We start from the raw sequence: 18,603 nt of genomic DNA on the forward strand, positions 1-18,603 counted from the left end.
TTCTTCCGGTATGGCTTGAGGTTATTTGTAGTGATTTAATCCTCTTATTTTTGCCGCTGGTGGGGCCGTTGTCTAGTTGGTGGGGTGTGGGTGTGTTCCTACTTTTGAATAAGCCTCATATACCTCTACAGTGGTATATACAAAGAATGAAGGATGCTTAAGTAGGCAGTTTGATAAAACTGATAGGCAACCCTAGAAAACCAGATAATTGGTTTATTTCTCCATTAAACCAATCGTTTTCACATGAATCCCCCGTAGACTTTTTAGTCAAAAATTACTCACATAAGGATAATATGACCCCCGATTTATCTCGCCGTTCTCTCGCTAAGGGTGCGGCATGGGCTGCGCCGATTGTGGCAGCATCTGCAACTATTCCCGCTTATGCTTCATCGAAGCCACGCTACTCGATTTCCGCATCATGGTTTGGTCGTCTCGTTTATAGCCAGTCAGCAAGTTGTGGAACCAATCAGCGTCAGGTAAGCAACATGGGACTGTGGACTAACGACCGCGCTGGCGGAACTGCAGCTGCAGGCTTTGCTGTCCCCCCAGTGGATGGTGCGCCTCAAACCACTGTTACGCTTTCTAATATTCGCCAGCAGGTAGCATTCCCTGCTGGTTTGGTGTCTTCAATTACCGTAACCAGCGGTAGCTGGGCAAATCCCACTGTGGTGCGAAACCAAAATATTAACAATGACGGTTACCTGTGGGATATTTTTACCTTCAACTGGATTGGTTCGAATACCGGACAATCATCTGACCGCTCAGTCCCGTGGGCTAATAGTCCCATGACTACCACCATGAATTGGAATAATACGACCTGTTTCAACCAGGACGTTTTCTATCGTCGATATTTTTGGGTACGCCTTTTGGGCTCATACACCACAGCTAATGGGTTCTCCTACACCATTCCCACGAATTGGTTGCAGACTCCTTTGGCGTCTGCTTAATCTGCATTTTTATTCAATAAGGGCTTCACTATTTCAGTGAAGCTTATGTTTATTAAGATATTTCACTCCCCTCTTTTATAAGTAGAAAATATTCATAAACTTTCTAGAATATTAAATTTCGGACAGAGGTAGCTCATCTACTAATGATGAAAAACACGGTGTGAGAACCACCGCGAGGTAAGTTCCCACACCGTGTTTTTCGGTGCAAGTGCTAAGAAATCCTGTTAGTTTTGCGCTTCAAATCGAGCAAAGCCAACAGTTCTTTGGGGGCCGTTGACGCCGAGTGACTGGTTGATATCTCCACCCACCCAGAGGTTGCCGCGTGAATCTACGAAGGACTCCCACACGCCATTACCTGATGCGCCCTTGAGATTAGGCGCGAAATCAGGAATGTACTTGCCGGTGGTAATGTCCCACGCGCCCACGAGCTTGATGTCGTAGGTGCTGTTGCGAGCCTGGCTTTCAGCGCCGAAGTAGGTGTAAGCGCCGTCGAAGACCTGGTCGCCACAGTGGCAAGCGCCGTACATGATGTTCCCTGCCTTGTGCAGATCCTGGAAATCGCCACCGCGCTTAGTAATAGCCGAGCTGGTTCGTGCGTAGTTATTGTTCTTATCGTAAGCGTGAATGAAATGCTCAGTGCCACCTGCCCAAACAGTGTTTCCGGCATCCTGAACATCAAGCTGCCAGCCGCCACCGCCTAGAACGATAGACTGCTTCCACTCCCACGGTTTATACATGGCGCCATCGGTGGTGTTGATAGAAGCCAGCTTGAAAGCTTTCTTGCCACCCAATTCTGAGAAGTAGCCCGCAGCGAAAACAGACTGGCCATCCTCAGCCGCGCTGATGCCGCTTACGGTGCCGTTGAAGACTGGCTTCCAGTTCTTATCCACGCTGTTGTTCCTGAGGTCAAAACGAACCGCATTTTTAGCGTAGACAGCGTACTGGCTGGTTGCTCCGGTTGTGTGAGTGAAGTTGCCACCCACGTAGAGGTAGTTACCCTGAACGTCAAGAGAACGTACCTGCGCGATACCGCTGGTGCCACGGTTTTCAATCTTCCAGCCCAAGTCCTCAACTTCACCTGTAACAGGGTTGAGGACGACGAGATTGGAGATAGGTTTGCCGTTGACCTCTGTAAACTCGCCACCAACTACTAGCTTGCCGCTGGGTAGAGCTTCTACAGCCTTAATCTGACCGTTGAACTTGGGCATAAAAGTACGGACCAAATCACCGGTATTGACGTTGTAGCCACTGAGGTAGGATTGCTCAACAACTTCACCCTTGGCAGATACCAGGTTCTTGTAGTCACCGCCAACGAAGACGGTATCGCTTACCTGCGTAATTGCTTGTACGTAGGAGTGCATTTCGCTCGCTACACCGGTTGCGGTCTGTTCAGAAGTGCGCCATAGCATGGGCATGGTGAGGCTCTTCGGTACGTCTTTGCGCGCTTCAGGCTTTACCGGTGAGGTTAGCTTGGGGCGCAAGTACATCTGAGTGAAAGGCATGGTTCGCTTGCCTTTGGAGAGCCAGATGTGGCTATCTGCTGAACCTTCTTTAACGTCGATGCCGTAGGCGTAGCCGTATCCGGGGCCGTTGACGCCGGAGTAAATGGGGGTGAAGGATCGATAAGCGCGGTCGAAACCTTTGGAGTCTTTAGTGGTGGTGCGAGGATCGGTTTGAGTGGTAGGCGCACTCCAGCCAGAGCTTTCAGTCATGGTGGCGCTGCGCCATGCCCGCGCGTCGGGAAGAGCCCAAATCCAGTTATTGCGGGTGCTGATGGTTCCGCGCAGTTCCTGGGTGTAATTTCCCTGGTCGTTGAGCGAGCGAACAACTCGAATGTCGTTCACATAATTGGGATCTTTGCCGGTGAGCTCATTGATTTTCTCTGCGGAGAGCTGCGCGGTTGTAAAAGCGTCTTTACCGCTGGGTGACTGCCAAATTTTGTTGGCATCTCCCTTGCCGGTAAGAGAGCGATTCCAGTCTTCTCGCCCGCGACCAATCATGAGCCAACCGCCGCCGTCAGTTTCCTGGTCGCAGTAAAACTTGCCAGGTACTGATTTAGAGTTTGGCGGGGCAAGCCAGTAGGCGCCCGATGGTGAGTTGGGGTAGTTTTGCTTAATTTCCCAGCAGGAGGCGGCGGCGGTTTCTAAAGTTTTGCCATCGTGGACTGCTGGTTCTGCCTGAGCTGCCGAGGTGGCACCTGCTAGAAAGGTGACTCCAAGGACTGTTGCAGAGGCAACAGCTGTTATTTTTTGAAGCAGTGGAGAAGGGGACATAAGACCTCATGGGTGGTTTTCAGCGGTTCTAGACTCAAACACTGAGCTTGAAAGAATCGCAGTGTGTGGGTTTGGGAATCTATAAATTTGAATAAATTCATAGATGCATTAAGGATATGAACCAGCCCTGAGGGGAAAACAGAGTTACTAGGGGGTAATTTACGTCCGACTTTCTTAGGGTGAGCCGCTACTAAAAAGCGGTATCTTGTAGTCACAAATGTGGGTAGCGTGCCCGCTAGAAGCTCAGGATGTTCCCTCTTATAGAACGTCTCTTAGGTGGCTGATATCTGGCAGCACCGGGGTGTTTTCGCTGAAGTCAGCATGTGAATACAACCCGGTTTCTAGCCCCACAAACTTCATTCCTGCATCAAGCGCGGCACGTTCGTCGAGTAGCGCATCACCCACATAAGTCAGGTCGGTTTTGCCGCATGCGCGCATTATTTTAAGAATCTCATCAAAGACGCGCGGATCTGGCTTATGGAATTCCACAAGATCCGAACCCTGCACCAGGGTGAATCGCTCCAGCGGATAACCCTCACGTTCAAGTTCGCCCAACGCCCATTCGGTGCGGGTGGAGGTCACCACGCCTACTGCCACGCCGTCGTCCAGCAGCGAAAGCACCATCTCGCGTGCACCCTCAATCGGCTTTTTGGGAAAGAGATCCCGGCTGGCGGCGTTCGCCGCCACCATCTCTTCAACCGACGCAGCATTTTGATAGTAAAACCCAATCATCTCGGTGAAAGGTTTACCCCAGTATTCACGCAGGACGTCGTCGGTCAGCTCCACGCCGAATGATTCGCGAGCCACGTGGCGGTGGTGGTTCCATTTGGCTTCGATGGTGAAAAAGAGAGTGTCGTCGAGGTCAAAAATGACGGCGCGATGGGAGTTTGCGCCGGAGACGACCAGAGACTTCTGTACTAAATCATCGAGCACAAGTTGCGCCACTGCAGAGAGTTTCTCTCTGTCGGACGCATCTACCCAGGCGATTTCTTCAATTTCTTCCGATGGCGCAGGCTCGCCGTCGAGTTCGGCGGTAAAACATGCCATCTCTACCTGCACGCCGGCAGCTTTGCCGTCTGCCTGCTGGGTAAACGTGCCCCAAGAGCGCACGGAATTGGCGTGTAGCCCAACGCTGAGTTCCTCGCGAATCTCGCGGTAGAGTGCCTCTTTTGCGGTTTCTCCGGCGTCGGGCTTGCCGCCGGGCAGAAAGAATTTCTCCTTGCCGAAGCTGCGCGCAACTAGAAGTTTGCCGTCGCGAATTGAAATGAGCGCTGACTTTGCGATGTTTCCAGAAGCCATAAATTTATCTCTCTGCAGAAGGTTTCGCCTTGAGTTTACTGGAAAGCCCCGTACCCCGCTCAAGAATAAAAAAGCCGCCACCGCCGTCTTGTTTCCCCATGCAATGAAACAAGATAAGGCGATGGCGGCTCTCGGCTTCACCCTGCGAATCCCCTATATGTTGCGGGGTGGTGTGCTAGCCGATGCTCCTAATAGATGCTGTACACATCCTTAGGGGTTCCGTAAACGCCTATGTTGGTAATGGAGTGGGTCCATTTGTAGCGGGAATCATTGAGGAAGCTGCTGTACTTCGCCACGTTCACGCGCTGGGAGGTGGGCCAGGGATCGATCCACTGAATTTCTTGTGTTGCCGCGTTGTACCCTTCGATGACCAGGAAGTGCCCCATACCGTTTGAGTTCCACTGAATGCGCACCTGAACGGGGCGTCCGGCGTCGATTTCCCGCTTAATTTCGGAGAAGGTTAGTGTGCCATAGCGGGTGGTACTGCCGTAAACGCCGACGTTGTACCAGCCGCGGCGGATGTCGTTGAGGTCGCCGGTAGTGTTGGCGCACGGTGCGTAGCGGTTGGGGTTGCCTTTGGCGAGGTTGCAGAATTCGTTTTGGCTTACATTTGCGCCAAAGTAGTTGGCTACTGCGGTGCTTGCACCCGCCCAGCACCAGAGGTTTTGGGCTTGGGCTTCAGGTTTGATGTTCAGGGACTTCAGGCTAGAGGTAGAGGCTGTTGCGGTTGGGGTAGGCGTGATGTCTGCCTGTGCAGGGGCGACGACGGTGCCGACGGAAAGGAAGCCTGCAAAGAGGGCGGCGGAGAGGACCCGCCAGATTCTGGTGGAAGTGTGCATTATTGCAATCCTTATGGGGGAGGAGAGTGTATGTGGTTGCGGTCGTAAATAACCTGTGAAATGAGAATACGAACATAAGACCGTGTTGGCTAACCCACTTCATTCATAGAATACATAATCCCTAGTCAAAAGGCAGTTATACGGGCTGAGTGTTCAAATTTTTCTTAAAATCCGAAAAATTTTTGCTGTCGAGAATAATGTGCTCGTCAAAAAAATGACCCCCTTGCATTACCCGCGCCATTCAGTGCGGGTAAGGCAGGGGGGTCTTTTTCGATGCGCGGCCCGCGCCTCAAACCGAGGGCTTTAGCTGACTGCCACAGGCAGTACCAGTTCCATCATTTCGGTGAAAGCGGTTTCGCGCTGTTCGGGGGTGGTGTCTGAACCCTTGAAGATATGGTCGGACACGGTGAAGACGCCCAGCGCTTCCGCACCAGCGGCAGCGGCGGTGGCGTAGATGCCGGCGGTCTCCATCTCGACGGCGAGAACACCCATGTCCGCCCACTTTTTGTTGTCTTCAGAATTGTGGTGGTAGAAGACATCCGAAGAAACCACGTTGCCCACATGCAGTTTAATGTTCTGTTTTTCGGCTTCTTTTGCCACGGCGTTCAAGAGCGACCACGATGCAGTGGGGGCGAAAGTGCCCGGTAGCTCGTACTGGCGCATGAAGTTCGAATCGGTGGAGGTTGCGGCTGCAATCACGATATCGAAAGTATCGAGGTTGGCGCTCAAGCCGCCGCATGAACCAATGCGGATCAGGCGCTTTACACCGAAGACGTTGATGAGTTCCCATGCGTACAAGCTGGCAGAGGGAATACCCATGCCGGTACCCATGACCGATACCTGCTTGCCGTTGAACTCGCCGGTGTAGCCGAGCATGTTGCGCACGCCGTTAAACTGCTGAACATTCTTTAGATAGTTATCGGCAATGAATTTTGCGCGCAGGGGATCGCCGGGGAGCAACACGGTCTCTGCAATGGGAGCGTTGTCGGGCTTGATATGAGGGGTGTTTTTCACGTGAATTTTCCTTGCGAAGTTTATAGGGAATCGCTGAGTGGACTATAGAGCCTGTAAAGCCATGTCTTAGATGAGTAGTTTGCCCAGCCCGGCGTCGTTAAACGCTTGGAGTGCGTTCTCGAAAGAGTCAGAGAAGTGTTCCCACGAGTCTGCGTGTGCAATAACCACGTGGGAAGGCTCCAAGATTTTTGTAGCCTCTACCGCACCTGCGCCGTCCAAGGTGAGGGGAGCGCCGTCAAAGAAGGGGCTACGAGCCGCACCGGCAAAAATGACGGCGGTGTCAATATCAGAGATACGCTCAGCGATTTCTTCAACTACCTTCAAAGAGGCGTTATCGCCGGAAATGTAGATAGTCGGCTCGCCCTCGGCCGTCAGCAAGAAGCCGATGACCTGACCGATAATTTCCTCGGTGTCGTCGCCATCTGGGCCATGGAGAGCGGGCAACGCGGTGACGGTGACCTTTGTGCCCTGGGTGCTGGTGATTTCATACTCTTCCCAGGGTGAAAGGCCGTGGGCGTTTCCGCCTAGACGTTTTTCACCATCGCGGGTAGTGAGGGTGAGCGGAACCTGTGAGAGAAGTTCGCGCCCCTTGTTATCCAGGTTATCGGGGTGGTGATCGTGGGAAAGCAGGACGGCGTCGAGGGGTAGAACGCTTTCTGCCTCTACCGGAGCCCCTGTGGTTTTGCGCAGGCTCGCTCCGCCGCCGAGATCGTAGGTGGTTTCAGGGTCGAAAGTGGGGTCGGTGAGCAAGTGCAAACCGGCATATTCAATCTCAACGGTCGGCCCGGAAATAACTTTAATGGTTGGCTGAGGCATAGTTTCCTTTCAAGAAAAGTTTTCTTTCCCAAGCCTATCGAACTACTTCGTTATCAAGCCCAACCGGGTGAAGGCATGTGCTAGACCGTGCTCATCGACGTCGTCAGTGACGAAATCTGCCGCCACTTGTGCCTCCTCTCCTGCGTTGCCCATAGCAACTCCCACCCGAGCGAATTCGAACATAGGAATATCGTCTTTGGCATCTCCCAACGCGACGGTGTGCTCGGCGGAGATTCCTGCATGCTCAACCAGCACTTGCATGGCGGCGGCGTTTTCCACGCCTTTTCCCGCACTGTACTGGCGGATGACCGGCTCACCGGCGGTCTCAAAATGCTCGCTGGCAAAGAGGCCGTTGTTGCTTTCGAGGAAGAATTCTAGCCCTCTTTCATGGAGCCAGTCCGCGATGGCGTGCGCTTCGGTCTCGGGTATGGGCTGGTGTAGGAGAACTTTTTCGTTCAGCTCGACATAGCTTCCGTTGCCGTCGATGAGACCATCTACCCCAAATTCCCAGAGTTCGGGGTAAATTTCGGCACGGAACCGCCCGGTGCATAAGACGACGACGTGCCCGGCTTTACGAGCCGCGCGCACGGCGTCCCCGGCGGAGGGCGGCACTTCGCCATTGTAATTACACAAAGTTCCATCGATGTCGAGAAAAACTGCTGTGCGTTTCAGCGTGTTCCTTCCCCTGATGGTGGTCTCGTTTTTACAGTACTCACTTCAGAGCGGGGAGGGGAAAGTCTAGTTTGTAGGTGGTGACGCGAGATATAATTAGGTAAATAATATATAACCTAATTATTTAGTGAATGGAGCATCCCATGAGTAGCACCCCGATGAGCGAATCCCAGGTTGCCGCTGGCGTTTTTGAAGAATTGCCACTTGAACAGGAGGCAACTAAATCGCAGGTGGTTTTCAATAACGAAAAAATTCGCCAGGTCTCTTTCGCGATGGACACCAATCAGGTGCTCACAGAACATTCTGCCCCGCGCGCAGTTATCGTCAATATCCTGCAGGGCAAGATTGAATTTACGGTAGGCGGGACTGCGAATGTGGTGGTCCCTGGAGACGTCATTTATCTAGCCCCCAATGACCGTCATGCAGTAAAGGCGTTGGAACCTTCCCGTTTTTCGCTGACCCTGATCGACATGGCATAAAGCTATGTTAGGGGGTAAAAATTTTTGCCTCAGATTTTAAATAACACGTGCCCGGCACATTTTCACTAAGTGTGCCGGGCACCGGTTTAAATCTATTTTTGGTGGTAAGAAACCATGCTCAACTTAGCGATAATTGCCTTGTTGAATGCCTCAAAGAACTGAACGGTGATGGAGCGAGCCTCGGGGTCGATGCGCGATGCATCGGCGTTGAGGGTGCCGCCGGGGAGGATGAGCGCATCGCGCGGCGAGGTAAGCTCAACCTGCTCTACGCCCTGGCTAGCGAGAATGAGCACTTTTTGTTATTGAGATCTGCCAGTGAGTGCTCCTTAAGCCTAGTGATACTAAGAAAACTTACTGTTTTAACTTTAGTGGGTAGGGGAAAAGACGCAAGCTCTTTTATTACGGCTCACTCAGCGCATAATAAGTATATGAATTTCACTCTTCGCATTCCTGGTCCCCACGACGGCGCCGGGTTCGAGCGTGCCCGTCAGCTGAGCTGGCGAGCCGCCTACGAAGGCATCTTTGAAGAAAAGCTCTTTCGTGAGCGAGAAGAAAAGTTTGATGCCCGCGCCGAGTCATTTAGCGAATGGTTTGCCGGGCTCGATTCCAACGGCTGCGATGTTGAAGCCGGAACCGGCGCCCGCCGTTGCGCCCGCATTGCTGTCGATGAAAAGGGTGAGATTCTAGGAACTGTCAGCACGCGGCAAGCCCCCGGTGAAACTCTTGACTTGCAGTCCCTCTATATTGTTCCCCAAGCGTTCGGCACCGGAATGGGGGAAGCTCTCATGCGCGCCGTCCTGCCAGAGGGTGAACGGGTCACGGTGGAGGTGCTCGCTACCAATGGGCGCGCCGTTGCTTTCTACCGTAAACACGGTTTCAGAGACACCGGCAAAACCTCAACCTTTGCAGGATACAAAACGCTGGTTTTGCAGCGGGGCTAGCAGGCAAACAGACCTGACCCACCCCAAACATACGGGAACGTTCCGAAAAATACTGCAAAGTACCTAAGACTGAAATCACAGGTGCCTCAAGGGCATCAAAAGAAGACTCCGTGAAAAACTAGATAAGCATTTTTCTCTAACTTCTCCCATGCGGGTTCTAGCAGGTGTATATTAAATCGGTGATATTTTTGCCGGTCGCTAGACCTCAACATTTTCCGCTTGAGGGCTAAAGATATGTCCTTCAAAAAGGTAAATCCGCAACGAAGCGTTCTAATAGGCTTTGTCAGTGCCATCTTTGTTGGCACTTCACTGCTCTTTCTGCCTGCTGCTCACCAGGATCCTGCTAACAACAAGGTAGTAGATGATTTATTTACCGCCGTCTCAGCCACCTGCGTTACAGGACTCACTACCGTAGATACTGCTACGCATTGGACTTTTCTGGGTCAAATTATCATCCTGGCTCTGATTCAAATGGGTGGTTTAGGATTTATGACTCTCTCTACCGCCATCGGAGCTTTTGTCCTTCGAAAAATTTCGCTGAACAACAGACTCAAAGCCTCGGCTGAAGTTCGTGGACAAGGCCTCTTCGATCTTAGACGCATGGTTCTCGCCGTTATCCGCATCGCTCTGCTCATCGAATTTATAGGATTTTTATTTCTTTTCTCACGATTTTTCTTCGGTTACAAACTTAGTTTTACTGAATCGCTATGGAAGGGAATCTTCCATTCTGTTTCAGCCTTCAATAACGCCGGTTTTGCCCTTTATTCAGATAACCTCATAAGTTTTTACCATGACCCATGGGTTCTCCTACCTCTATCTTTTCTTACGGTTTTAGGAGGCCTGGGTTTCCCCGTATTTATGCAACTGAGAAAAGCGGGAGCACATATCCGGCTGTGGAATATGGGTACCAAACTTGTTCTTCTGGGAACTCCTATTCTCTTATTTTTGGGAACAGCGGTAATTGCAGTTTTAGAGTGGAATAATCCTGGTTCCTTAGGGACGATGAATAGCGCTGAAAAGATTCTCAACAGCTTTGCCCAATCTGCTTTTACGCGTACCTCGGGATTCAATAACCTAGATATTTCCACCTTCCACCCCTCAACTCTTCTGTTTATGGATGTTTTGATGTTTATCGGTGGTGGCCCAGCAGGTACTGCCGGCGGTATAAAAATTACTACTTTTGGTGTGCTTCTGTTTGTAGCTATTACTGAGATACGGGGTGAAGGCGCAGTTAATATTCTGGGCAAGCGTCTGGCGCGTTCTGTACACCGCGAAGCAATCACCGTGGTTCTCCTCAGTACCGCACTCATATTTGTTGCCGTTTTCGCTCTGCAACTTCTTACAGCATTCACCACCGATCAGATACTTTTCGAAGTCGTTTCTGGCTTCGCCACCGTAGGGCTAACCACGGGTATCACCTTCGAAATGCCCCTAGTAGGAAAAATCATTCTTATCATTTTGATGATTTGCGGACGCATCGGGCCCGTTACCGCTGCGGCTGCACTTGTCTATCGACGTCGTCCAGCTCTGTACGAGTTGCCCAAAGAAAGGCCTCTCATTGGTTAGAAAGAAAAAGCTGTCATTATTTGATTCAGATAATGTCTCCGAAGGTAGTTCAGTAGCGGTTATTGGCCTAGGACGTTTTGGGCAATCGGTTGCTCTGGAGCTGATGGCGAATGGTTCTGAGGTTTTAGGGATTGATGACCGTGAGGAAATCGTGCAATCTCTTAACAACAAGCTGACCCATGTAGTTCGCGCGAATGCGACGCATCCTGATGTTTTGGATCAGCTTGGGATCACTGATTTCGATCGTGTGGTTGTTGCGATAGGTACTCACCTCGAATCCAGTATTTTGGTGACCTCATATCTGCTGAGAGCCGGAGTAGAAAATATTTGGGCTAAAGCAGTATCTGACCAGCACGGTGTCATTTTGCAACAGCTGGGTGTGCGAAATGTGGTTTTTCCGGAAAAAGACATGGGAAAGCGGGTAGCTCATCTTTTGCAGGGAGATCTGAAAGAGTTTATTCAGATTGACACTAATTATGCTCTGGCTATGGCTTCTGCGACTGAAAAACTTTCGGGCGTAAACCTGAATCCGCATGAACTTTATAAGAAATATGGGGTAGCTATTAATTCTTATCGTGATTCCTCAGGTCAGTGGAATCATGATCTAGAAAACCTCCACCTTACCCCGGGGAACGTAGTGATTCTCGGGGGAGACCCTCAAGCCATTGAAAGATTCGCCAGTAAGTTCCTCTGACCTTCGTGAGAAGAAAGTCTTAAGTTTCACTCTCTTTTGAAGTCAATGAAAGCCGAACTTCCCGAGAATATAGCAAACAAGAAATATATCTCGGGAAGTTCGGCTGTTTTTCAAAGTCAGTTACTCTCGCTGGAAACTTCGGTAGCTACTGGCAGCCGCAGCCGCCACATCCGCATGCGCCGGACGACGATGCCGCGCCGTCCTTGGTCGTTACAGCAGAGGTGCCGGGCGTAGGGAGTCCATCGCCAAAATCGCCAGACATCAGATTGCGTCGAGCGCCAATTTCGGGGCCACCCGCAGGTTTCTCCGTTACGCCTGCCAGGGTTGCGGCGAATCCTGCCGGTTCCATGGACGGCGCGGTGGGCGGCATCTCAGCGCCACCGGTTCCGCACGCTGCAGCTGCCGCCGAAATCTTCTTAGGTTTGACACTGCGCGCTTTGGAGAAGCGCTTCATCTGCTCTTCGTCGGGGTAGTTGTAAGAAACTTTCACTTCACCATCTGCCAGCAAAATTGGCAGCACGTCCCTCCCAGAAATCTCAATCTGATCGGCAACCGGCACGCAGTCTTCGAACGCTGAGGGGTAAGAGTCAGTGGAGTAAACAGCTATGTCAAACCCTGACTCCAAGAGATGTTGCGCGGTTGCAAGAAACTGGGTGCGCTCAGAATCGTCTGGGTCATCTTCATTCTCACCAGGGCCTGGAATAAAGATTTCCAGCTCTGCCCACTCGTTGTTTTCGGGTTCTTTGGCTTTCACGATTACTCCTAGTTTGCGTCTTCTGCATTAGGGTCGGGCGTAACCCAGCAGTATGGCAGCGGTTCCCGCCTGGGGGCAGTCTCGTAGGTTTAACGCTGAATTCCCGCCCAATATTTCCACCGGCACGGAAACCGCCGCGAGCAACTTAGCCCAGGAAGAATCTACGCAAGCCCTTCATAAAGTTATTTTCAGGTTCATTTTCAGTGGCAGGCGCCACGTCTCGCTGGGGGTGCTGAGGGGTTTCCTGGCGAGCATCGGGCTCAACCGGGGCGAACGGGTCATCTTCTTCGGGTTGAGACGCATCTGCCGAGGAACCCTTCTGTCCATCTAGCTCTGCGTCGATGTGAGAGAAAATCGGTGATTTTTCTTCGTCTTGTCGCCCTAGAAGCGTGTTGATTTGGGAGCGGTAATAGGACTCTTCCGAATGCTCTTCGTGAGGACTCGCGGCGGGCTGGTCGGGAGTGAAACCCTCGTTTTCATCGGCAGGGTTTTCATCGCCTCGGTTTTCAGTCGCTGTGGCGCCGATCTGTTCCGTGCCATTCGCGGCCTCTTGCTCTAGTGATTTATCAGTCGCCTGTTCCACTTCCTGAACCAGACCATGGTCGTGGTGAGCTGGCGACTCTTGGTTGAAAACCTCCGACGCTGAGGCATTCTCTAACACTGGCGCTGCTTCTGCGCTGGGCTCAAGAACCGAAGAAACGCTCTCCCAGCGAGGGCCTGTTTCTTCTTCCGCCGACTGGTTCTGTGCAACTCGCTCGGTAGCGCCCTGAATCCAATCGCCCGTCACAAACTGCGAGAGTGACCGTGCGACTATGTAGGGCGGCTCGGCGGTCATGGCTGAACGCGCAATAATCTGCCCGATGGCACCGGACGCGCCAGGAGCAAGATCAGCTGCGTAGAGAGTTTGCGCATCGTGGGCTAGCTCCACCCAGTACTTGTGGGCAAGCTTAGGTTGCACGACGTCGTTTGGGGTAGGCGCGGGAAGGCGCACGGCGGCATCAGCGAATAGCTCCCTGCCGAAATCCGCGGCGATATCTGATGAAAAAATGTCGCCGTGTGGACCTTCTGCCACCTTGCCTTCGCGCACAGTGGAGCGGAAGAAGCGGATTTCAGGCAGGGTTTTGCCGTCCAGGCGAGTGACGGCGTCGTCAATATCGCGCACGCGGTAGCCTGTGGAATGTCCGTGGCTGAGCAGGGTCTTGCGGAGAGTCATGCCGTCATTGTGGGCGTAAGGGACTGCTGAGAGATCTCCCGGGTTGCCTGGTTCCTGGATAAAGGGTTCGGTGTTTTCGGGGGCGGCATCCTCGGTTGCTTGCTCTTCCGATGTCGGTTCCACCTCCATGGTCTCTAGGCGGATATCGCAGTCGGCAGGGAGTACCTTTGCCGCAATCAATTCATTGACTGCCACCATAAAATCTTGAACCAGTGCGGGGTCTGTAATATAAGCGCCGTCCGGGTGGGTCAGCGCTAAGTCACCCAACTCTCCTGAAGTAATCAGCGCATGAGCCTTGGCGGGGTTGCCGGAGGCGCGCGAATAGGCTTCTAGGATGTCGGTTAGTGTTTGTAGATTGGGCGTAAGGGAGCTCTCTAAACTCATACGTCCCATAATCTCATAAAGCAATCTACTTTGTGGGAGCAGATGGAGCGCTTATGGGGTGACAAAATGGGAGAATCGCGGTGGAATGCGTTCCACCTGCGAGTACTTACTCTTTATGATGTAGACAACACTATTTTCGCCAAGTAACAAATGTTTCATCAGTGAGATGAAAGCAGGGGCGGCATGAAGAGCGACTCTCTGCGAGCCCTATGTTTCACGTGAAACATAAACCGCTCTTCGTTGTTTTCTTGCTTTAAACCATTGAGCTGATTGTTAAGGAGTCCCAATGCCTGAAATTACTTACCGCCTGCCCCAGGAAATCAAACTCACCAGCAACTACCCTCAGGGGCCGGAATCTGCCAAGCTCGCCGAGCGTCGTGCGGCAGCAGTGCCCGCTGGTGTGGCATCTACTGCCCCCTTTTATGCAGTAGATGCCGACGGCGGGGTCATCGTAGACGCCGACGGCAACTCGGTAGTTGACCTGGGTTCGGGCATTGCGGTCACCACCGTGGGCGCGTCTGCCCCTAAAGTTGTTGAAGCGGTACAAGAAGCCGCCTCGCATTTTACCCACACCTGCTTCATGGTGACCCCCTACGAGGGTTATGTGGCAGTGGCTGAAAAGCTCAACGAGCTAACTCCTGGCGACTTCGAAAAGCGTTCGGTGCTCTTCAACTCCGGTGCGGAGGCAGTTGAAAACGCTGTCAAGATTGCGCGTTCGGCAACCAGGCGTAACGCAATCGTCGTCTTCGATCACGCTTACCACGGCCGCACCAACCTCACCATGGCGCTCACCGCAAAAGCTGCGCCCTACAAACAGGGCTTTGGGCCTTTCGCCTCTGAGGTTTACCGTGTGCCCATGAGCTACCCTTTCCGCGACGGCAATCGCGGCGGTAAAGAGGCGGCAACAGAAGTAATTTCGCAGATCGAAAAGCAGATTGGTGCTGACTACATTGCCGCTGTCCTGATTGAACCTATCCAGGGCGAGGGCGGCTTCATCGTTCCTGCGGATGGCTTCTTGCCCGAGCTGGTCAACTGGTGCCGCGAACACGGCGTCGTATTTATTGCCGACGAAGTTCAGGCAGGTTTCTGCCGCACCGGCAAGTGGTTTGCCTCGGAGCACGAGGGTATTGAGCCCGACCTCATTACTACCGCCAAGGGTATCGCTGGCGGTATGCCACTTTCGGCAGTTACCGGACGCGCGGAACTCTTCGACAAGGTGCAGGCTGGCGGTTTGGGTGGCACCTACGGCGGTAACCCCGTGGCTTGCGCAGCGTCCTTGGCAGCTATTGAAACCATGGAAGAGTGGAAGCTCAACGACCGTGCCACCCGTATTGAAGAAATCGTGCGCGAGAAGCTGGAACCGCTCGTCGATGAGCTCGATTACGTGGGTGAGCTACGTGGTCGCGGTGCCATGATGGCTCTTGAGTTCGTCAGCGATTCCACCTCAAAGAATCCGCACCCCACTGCGGCAAAAGATATCGCAGCCTACTGCCTGGAGCGCGGCGTGCTGATTCTGACTACCGGCACCTACGGCAACGTCGTTCGCCTGCTACCCCCTCTGACTATTTCAAAGGAGCTCTTGGGCGAGGCGCTGGATATCTTCGTTGCGGGAATCCGCTCGGTAGGTCAGTAACTTTCCTGCAAACAATCTTTCTGTAGGCGCTGAGGTATCTTTCGGCGTTAAAAACTTCTGTGTCACTCAATCCGTGAAAGTGCATTCAAATGAACGCACTTTCACGGATTGAGTGACACAGGGCTTTAAAAATGCCGCAGGAGCAAGCGTTCCTGCGGCATTCTTTAGCTTTTCTTAGCTTTGTTTAGTTTCGAGGTCGGTGGGGACGAGCGGTGAGTTCGCGTGGCAGACGGGGCACGCCGACTGGGCGGGTGCCTTGCCTTCGGGGTGTTCCTGTTCGAAGATGCCGTCGGTTGCGCACTGGTATTTATAGGGATGCATATTGGCTCCTTTGATGTTGATACAAGCAACTCAACCGTATTTCACAGGCCCGGGTCAAATTGCGTTTTGCCTAGTGACCTATTCATAAGGCGTTTTCGAAAGCACACCATTTGCCCATGACGCACGGTTCTTAGCTGGGCTCAAACTAAAAATGTGGGCAACTCCCTGGCTGAACATTCTTCTGATGCTCGGCATCGCCTTTGTTTTTGTGGTCATGATGTTCTCGGCAGACGGTCGTACACAGGTCTATACCTCGCTGATCGCAACCGTCGTGTTGGTTATTCTCTGGCCACTGGCGAAGAAGAACGTGGAGAAAGTACAGGCACGGCGCCGGACATCGTCCTAAACTCGCTTCGTTGACTGTACTATAGCGCCGCCGTCCTGAACCACAGCTCAGGACGGCGGCGCTATATCAGCTCGTCTACATCTGAAACATGATCCGCACGAGAATAAACATCACCGCATGAAAAGTAAGCCAGATAACCGAGATAACAATCGCCACGATTGCCTCCCACTTTGTTTCACCGGCGCGAAAAAGCGCGATGATCCCCAGCATGAACGCCGCCAACATGGGCACCGTGTTTAGGAGCCGAATTACGGGGAATAAAGCAAAAGATATGGCAACTCCCACGAGTACGAGAGCTACGATTCCCGGTACATTTCTGCGAGATGTAGGACGCGCGGGTGCCCACTGTGCAGACGCATCGGTGCCGTAGGGGTAGGGCTGAAAAGTTTCTGGTGCAGAGGCCTGCAGATGGTGAAGGTTTACCTGCTGAGTAAGCTGTTGCGGTGTGTAATTTTCTTCTGTCATACGGCAAGGCTAAAGACTCGCTCAACCGCTGTCTTCTAAAATTTTTTATGACAGTAAAAAGCTGTGGATAACCCCTTTTCTCATCATCGAGAAGGAGGTTATCCACAGCTTTTGTATTTCCACTTGCGTTATCTGGCACCAGTCATTAGAGAACTTTGTGCACCAACGTGGACGGTTTACTCCTGGATGAAAGTAACTTCTTCACGGTCGAAATCGAGTGAAACATCGAAGGATGCGTCCTTGTGATCCACCATCGCGTAGCCAACCTCAAAAGAAAGAGACTTTCCGGGTTGAATCTTGGTGGTGGGAATATTGGAAAGGTTAGAATCAAAAATTCGTTCCGCTTCTTTCCCACCTGAATTACCTGTCATCATGAAGAGCGACGGATCAACTGCTTCATCAGAGTCATTCTTGATGGTTACGGTGTACTTTTGAAAATCTTTGAGAGTTTTATCGTCGTTTCCAGCCGCATATTCAGTGGGCTTAAAAGCTTCAGGCTGTGAAATAGTTACTGACACGCCGTCGTTCCACGTGTAGGTATCGCCAATTTTTCCTGTATCGGATCCTTGTTCACCTGAGGAATCTGTTGCCGAAGCGGAAGAAGGAGACGCTGATGAGGAGCTGTATTCCCCGTCAGTCGACTCTGCCAACGCCGTAACAGCCACAACGAACACAATAATCATCGAGAGAATGGTGCCGAGCACCGAAACAACGATTGCGGTGATGCCCGCCCACTTCGACTTATTCTTCTGGACAAGGGCGATGATGCCCATCACGAAACCCGCGAAGAGGAGAATCCAACCTAAAATGGCAACGACCGGGATGCAACCGAGAATCAGACCAAGAACTGAGGAGCCTAATGCAATTAAACCGAGCATATTGTTAGCTCGCTTGCCACCGTTGGGGCCGTAAGGTGCGCCGTTGTTATAAGGATTCTGGTTGAAACCGTTACCGCTGTTACCGTAACCGCCGTTGCCGTAGTTACCGTTGTTGGCACCCCCAGCAGCGGAATAGGCTGGGTAGCCGTTCGCGGAAGAACCCGCTGCCGCTCCTGCATAAGGGGACTGCTGGCCGTAGTTACCATTCTGAGCATTCTGCATGGACTGACCGCTGGGTGCAGACTGCGCGTGAGGGTTGTAAGGGTTCTGCTGGTCGTAGTTGTTTTGACCCTGAGAACCTTGAGGGGCATAGGTTGAAGGGGCAGCGGAAGAAGAACTTACACTGCCGTGCGACGGCGTCTCAGAAGTACGGGGAGAAGCTGAGCTCTCCGTTGATTCAGAGAAAGCGTCGGGGGCGCGAAGAGTATCATCCTGCGAGTTTAGAGGACGTGTGTAATCCTCTGAAGAATCACGCGGATCTTCTGGAATATTGTTTTGCTGAGTCACAAAACCTAGATCACCGAAACTTGTCTATTTTAGGGTGTCGTGTTCTTTATATGACATCGCATGATTGCGCTATATCAATCTGCCACTCGCTTCAGCCGCAGGGGCAAAGAGACGGGTCTAGCTTCCCCCAAGACGCACCAAAAGCGCCCCGCACCTCTGTCAGAGGAGGTTGCGGGGCGCTCTTCCAAGATCTAAAGAATGGTGTTTTCTTCGGCTGCTTTCATGGCAGATCGAACACTAAACCCGCTAACCAGAGCTACAATGACGAGCCCAGCACCTAGAATCAGTAGGTTCTTCGAAGAAAGGAACATGCTGGGCTGATTCTCGGTAGTAGGACGCGCGGCGTCATCGGCGTTGATGACGGCAAGCGGCGCTTGGCGCACTACTGCAGATTTGTGAGAAGTAGTCTCTACAGAGGTTTCAGCACTGATGGAATATGAAGTTGTGGGAAGTTCTTGTGCCTGCGCGGGGAGAGCGGACATTCCTGTAGCCAGTGCGATACCGGCAAGAGTTGCGAATAAGCGACGCATCGAAATTTCCTTTCGTAAGCGGCGCGAGTGGA

20 protein-coding genes are annotated in these 18,603 nt (G+C 52.3%); 7 read left to right on the forward strand and 13 right to left on the reverse strand.

Translation table 11 applies throughout. The features are described 5' to 3' along the window. Positions 1-293 precede the first annotated feature (293 nt). A complete protein-coding gene (locus A7E48_RS11215) occupies positions 294-947 on the forward strand; it encodes a hypothetical protein (RefSeq protein ID WP_068168981.1) in 654 nt (217 codons plus the stop codon). A gap of 224 nt (positions 948-1,171) precedes the next feature. Here the strand turns inward: A7E48_RS11215 and A7E48_RS02350 are convergent, their stop codons facing one another. The 6 genes from A7E48_RS02350 to A7E48_RS02375 form a co-directional block, all read right to left on the reverse strand. Next, positions 1,172-3,220, reverse strand: a complete 2,049-nt coding sequence (locus A7E48_RS02350; protein ID WP_068168984.1) for a fibrinogen-like YCDxxxxGGGW domain-containing protein — start codon at positions 3,218-3,220, stop codon at positions 1,172-1,174. A gap of 258 nt (positions 3,221-3,478) precedes the next feature. Then, complete coding sequence (locus A7E48_RS02355; RefSeq protein ID WP_068168987.1) at positions 3,479-4,519, reverse strand: HAD hydrolase-like protein; 1,041 nt, start codon at positions 4,517-4,519, stop codon at positions 3,479-3,481. A 188-nt stretch (positions 4,520-4,707) separates the two neighbouring features. Next, positions 4,708-5,358, reverse strand: a complete 651-nt coding sequence (locus A7E48_RS02360) for a C39 family peptidase (RefSeq protein ID WP_083147140.1) — start codon at positions 5,356-5,358, stop codon at positions 4,708-4,710. A gap of 303 nt (positions 5,359-5,661) precedes the next feature. Further along, on the reverse strand, positions 5,662-6,372 hold the full coding sequence (gene deoD, locus A7E48_RS02365; protein ID WP_083147141.1) for a purine-nucleoside phosphorylase: 711 nt from the start codon (positions 6,370-6,372) through the stop codon (positions 5,662-5,664). A 66-nt stretch (positions 6,373-6,438) separates the two neighbouring features. Further along, positions 6,439-7,188 (reverse strand): MBL fold metallo-hydrolase, encoded by a 750-nt coding sequence (locus tag A7E48_RS02370; protein ID WP_068168991.1) that lies wholly within the window; start codon positions 7,186-7,188, stop codon positions 6,439-6,441. A 42-nt stretch (positions 7,189-7,230) separates the two neighbouring features. After that, a complete protein-coding gene (locus A7E48_RS02375) occupies positions 7,231-7,878 on the reverse strand; it encodes an HAD hydrolase family protein (RefSeq protein WP_369796751.1) in 648 nt (215 codons plus the stop codon). 125 nt (positions 7,879-8,003) lie between these two features. Between A7E48_RS02375 and A7E48_RS02380 the strand changes: the two genes are divergently transcribed. Then, complete coding sequence (locus A7E48_RS02380; protein WP_068168996.1) at positions 8,004-8,339, forward strand: cupin domain-containing protein; 336 nt, start codon at positions 8,004-8,006, stop codon at positions 8,337-8,339. A 92-nt stretch (positions 8,340-8,431) separates the two neighbouring features. Here the strand turns inward: A7E48_RS02380 and A7E48_RS02385 are convergent, their stop codons facing one another. Beyond that, complete coding sequence (locus A7E48_RS02385; protein WP_068168999.1) at positions 8,432-8,632, reverse strand: hypothetical protein; 201 nt, start codon at positions 8,630-8,632, stop codon at positions 8,432-8,434. A gap of 135 nt (positions 8,633-8,767) precedes the next feature. On the opposite strand from A7E48_RS02385, the gene A7E48_RS02390 reads away from it, so the two are divergent. The 3 genes from A7E48_RS02390 to A7E48_RS02400 all read left to right on the forward strand — a co-directional run bounded on the left by A7E48_RS02390 (position 8,768) and on the right by A7E48_RS02400 (position 11,540). Beyond that, positions 8,768-9,280 carry an N-acetyltransferase gene (locus A7E48_RS02390; protein WP_068169002.1) on the forward strand — a complete coding sequence of 171 codons (513 nt, stop codon included), beginning with the start codon at positions 8,768-8,770 and terminating at the stop codon, positions 9,278-9,280. Positions 9,281-9,514: 234 nt separating this feature from the next. Continuing rightward, on the forward strand, positions 9,515-10,846 hold the full coding sequence (locus A7E48_RS02395; protein ID WP_068169008.1) for a TrkH family potassium uptake protein: 1,332 nt from the start codon (positions 9,515-9,517) through the stop codon (positions 10,844-10,846). Further along, entirely contained in the window at positions 10,839-11,540 is a 702-nt protein-coding gene (locus A7E48_RS02400) for a TrkA family potassium uptake protein (protein ID WP_141669350.1), read from the forward strand. Before A7E48_RS02395 ends, A7E48_RS02400 begins: the two co-directional genes overlap by 8 nt. A gap of 145 nt (positions 11,541-11,685) precedes the next feature. Here the strand turns inward: A7E48_RS02400 and A7E48_RS02405 are convergent, their stop codons facing one another. Next, on the reverse strand, positions 11,686-12,294 hold the full coding sequence (locus A7E48_RS02405) for an arsenic metallochaperone ArsD family protein (protein ID WP_068169010.1): 609 nt from the start codon (positions 12,292-12,294) through the stop codon (positions 11,686-11,688). Between the two features lie 145 nt (positions 12,295-12,439). Beyond that, positions 12,440-13,891: a hypothetical protein gene (locus A7E48_RS02410; RefSeq protein ID WP_141669351.1), complete on the reverse strand. Its 1,452-nt coding sequence runs from the start codon at positions 13,889-13,891 to the stop codon at positions 12,440-12,442. A 286-nt stretch (positions 13,892-14,177) separates the two neighbouring features. Between A7E48_RS02410 and gabT the strand changes: the two genes are divergently transcribed. Then, positions 14,178-15,524, forward strand: a complete 1,347-nt coding sequence (gene gabT / locus A7E48_RS02415; protein ID WP_068169013.1) for a 4-aminobutyrate--2-oxoglutarate transaminase — start codon at positions 14,178-14,180, stop codon at positions 15,522-15,524. A gap of 174 nt (positions 15,525-15,698) precedes the next feature. Here gabT and A7E48_RS11075 read toward each other — a convergent pair whose 3' ends face one another. Continuing rightward, a complete protein-coding gene (locus A7E48_RS11075) occupies positions 15,699-15,845 on the reverse strand; it encodes a hypothetical protein (RefSeq protein ID WP_158004385.1) in 147 nt (48 codons plus the stop codon). Between the two features lie 151 nt (positions 15,846-15,996). Here A7E48_RS11075 and A7E48_RS02420 point away from each other — a divergent pair, with 151 nt between their 5' ends. After that, positions 15,997-16,191 (forward strand): hypothetical protein, encoded by a 195-nt coding sequence (locus tag A7E48_RS02420; RefSeq protein ID WP_068169014.1) that lies wholly within the window; start codon positions 15,997-15,999, stop codon positions 16,189-16,191. Positions 16,192-16,266: 75 nt separating this feature from the next. Here the strand turns inward: A7E48_RS02420 and A7E48_RS02425 are convergent, their stop codons facing one another. From A7E48_RS02425 to A7E48_RS02435, 3 genes are all read right to left on the reverse strand, one after another. Beyond that, positions 16,267-16,656: a hypothetical protein gene (locus A7E48_RS02425; protein ID WP_068169015.1), complete on the reverse strand. Its 390-nt coding sequence runs from the start codon at positions 16,654-16,656 to the stop codon at positions 16,267-16,269. A 176-nt stretch (positions 16,657-16,832) separates the two neighbouring features. Further along, on the reverse strand, positions 16,833-18,041 hold the full coding sequence (locus A7E48_RS02430) for a DUF308 domain-containing protein (RefSeq protein WP_068169016.1): 1,209 nt from the start codon (positions 18,039-18,041) through the stop codon (positions 16,833-16,835). Between the two features lie 191 nt (positions 18,042-18,232). Beyond that, positions 18,233-18,571 (reverse strand): hypothetical protein, encoded by a 339-nt coding sequence (locus tag A7E48_RS02435; protein ID WP_068169017.1) that lies wholly within the window; start codon positions 18,569-18,571, stop codon positions 18,233-18,235. Positions 18,572-18,603: the final 32 nt, after the last annotated feature.

Origin of the sequence: Rothia sp. ND6WE1A (assembly GCF_001683935.1) — a bacterium.
GTDB classification, from domain to species: Bacteria; Actinomycetota; Actinomycetes; order Actinomycetales; family Micrococcaceae; genus Rothia; species Rothia amarae.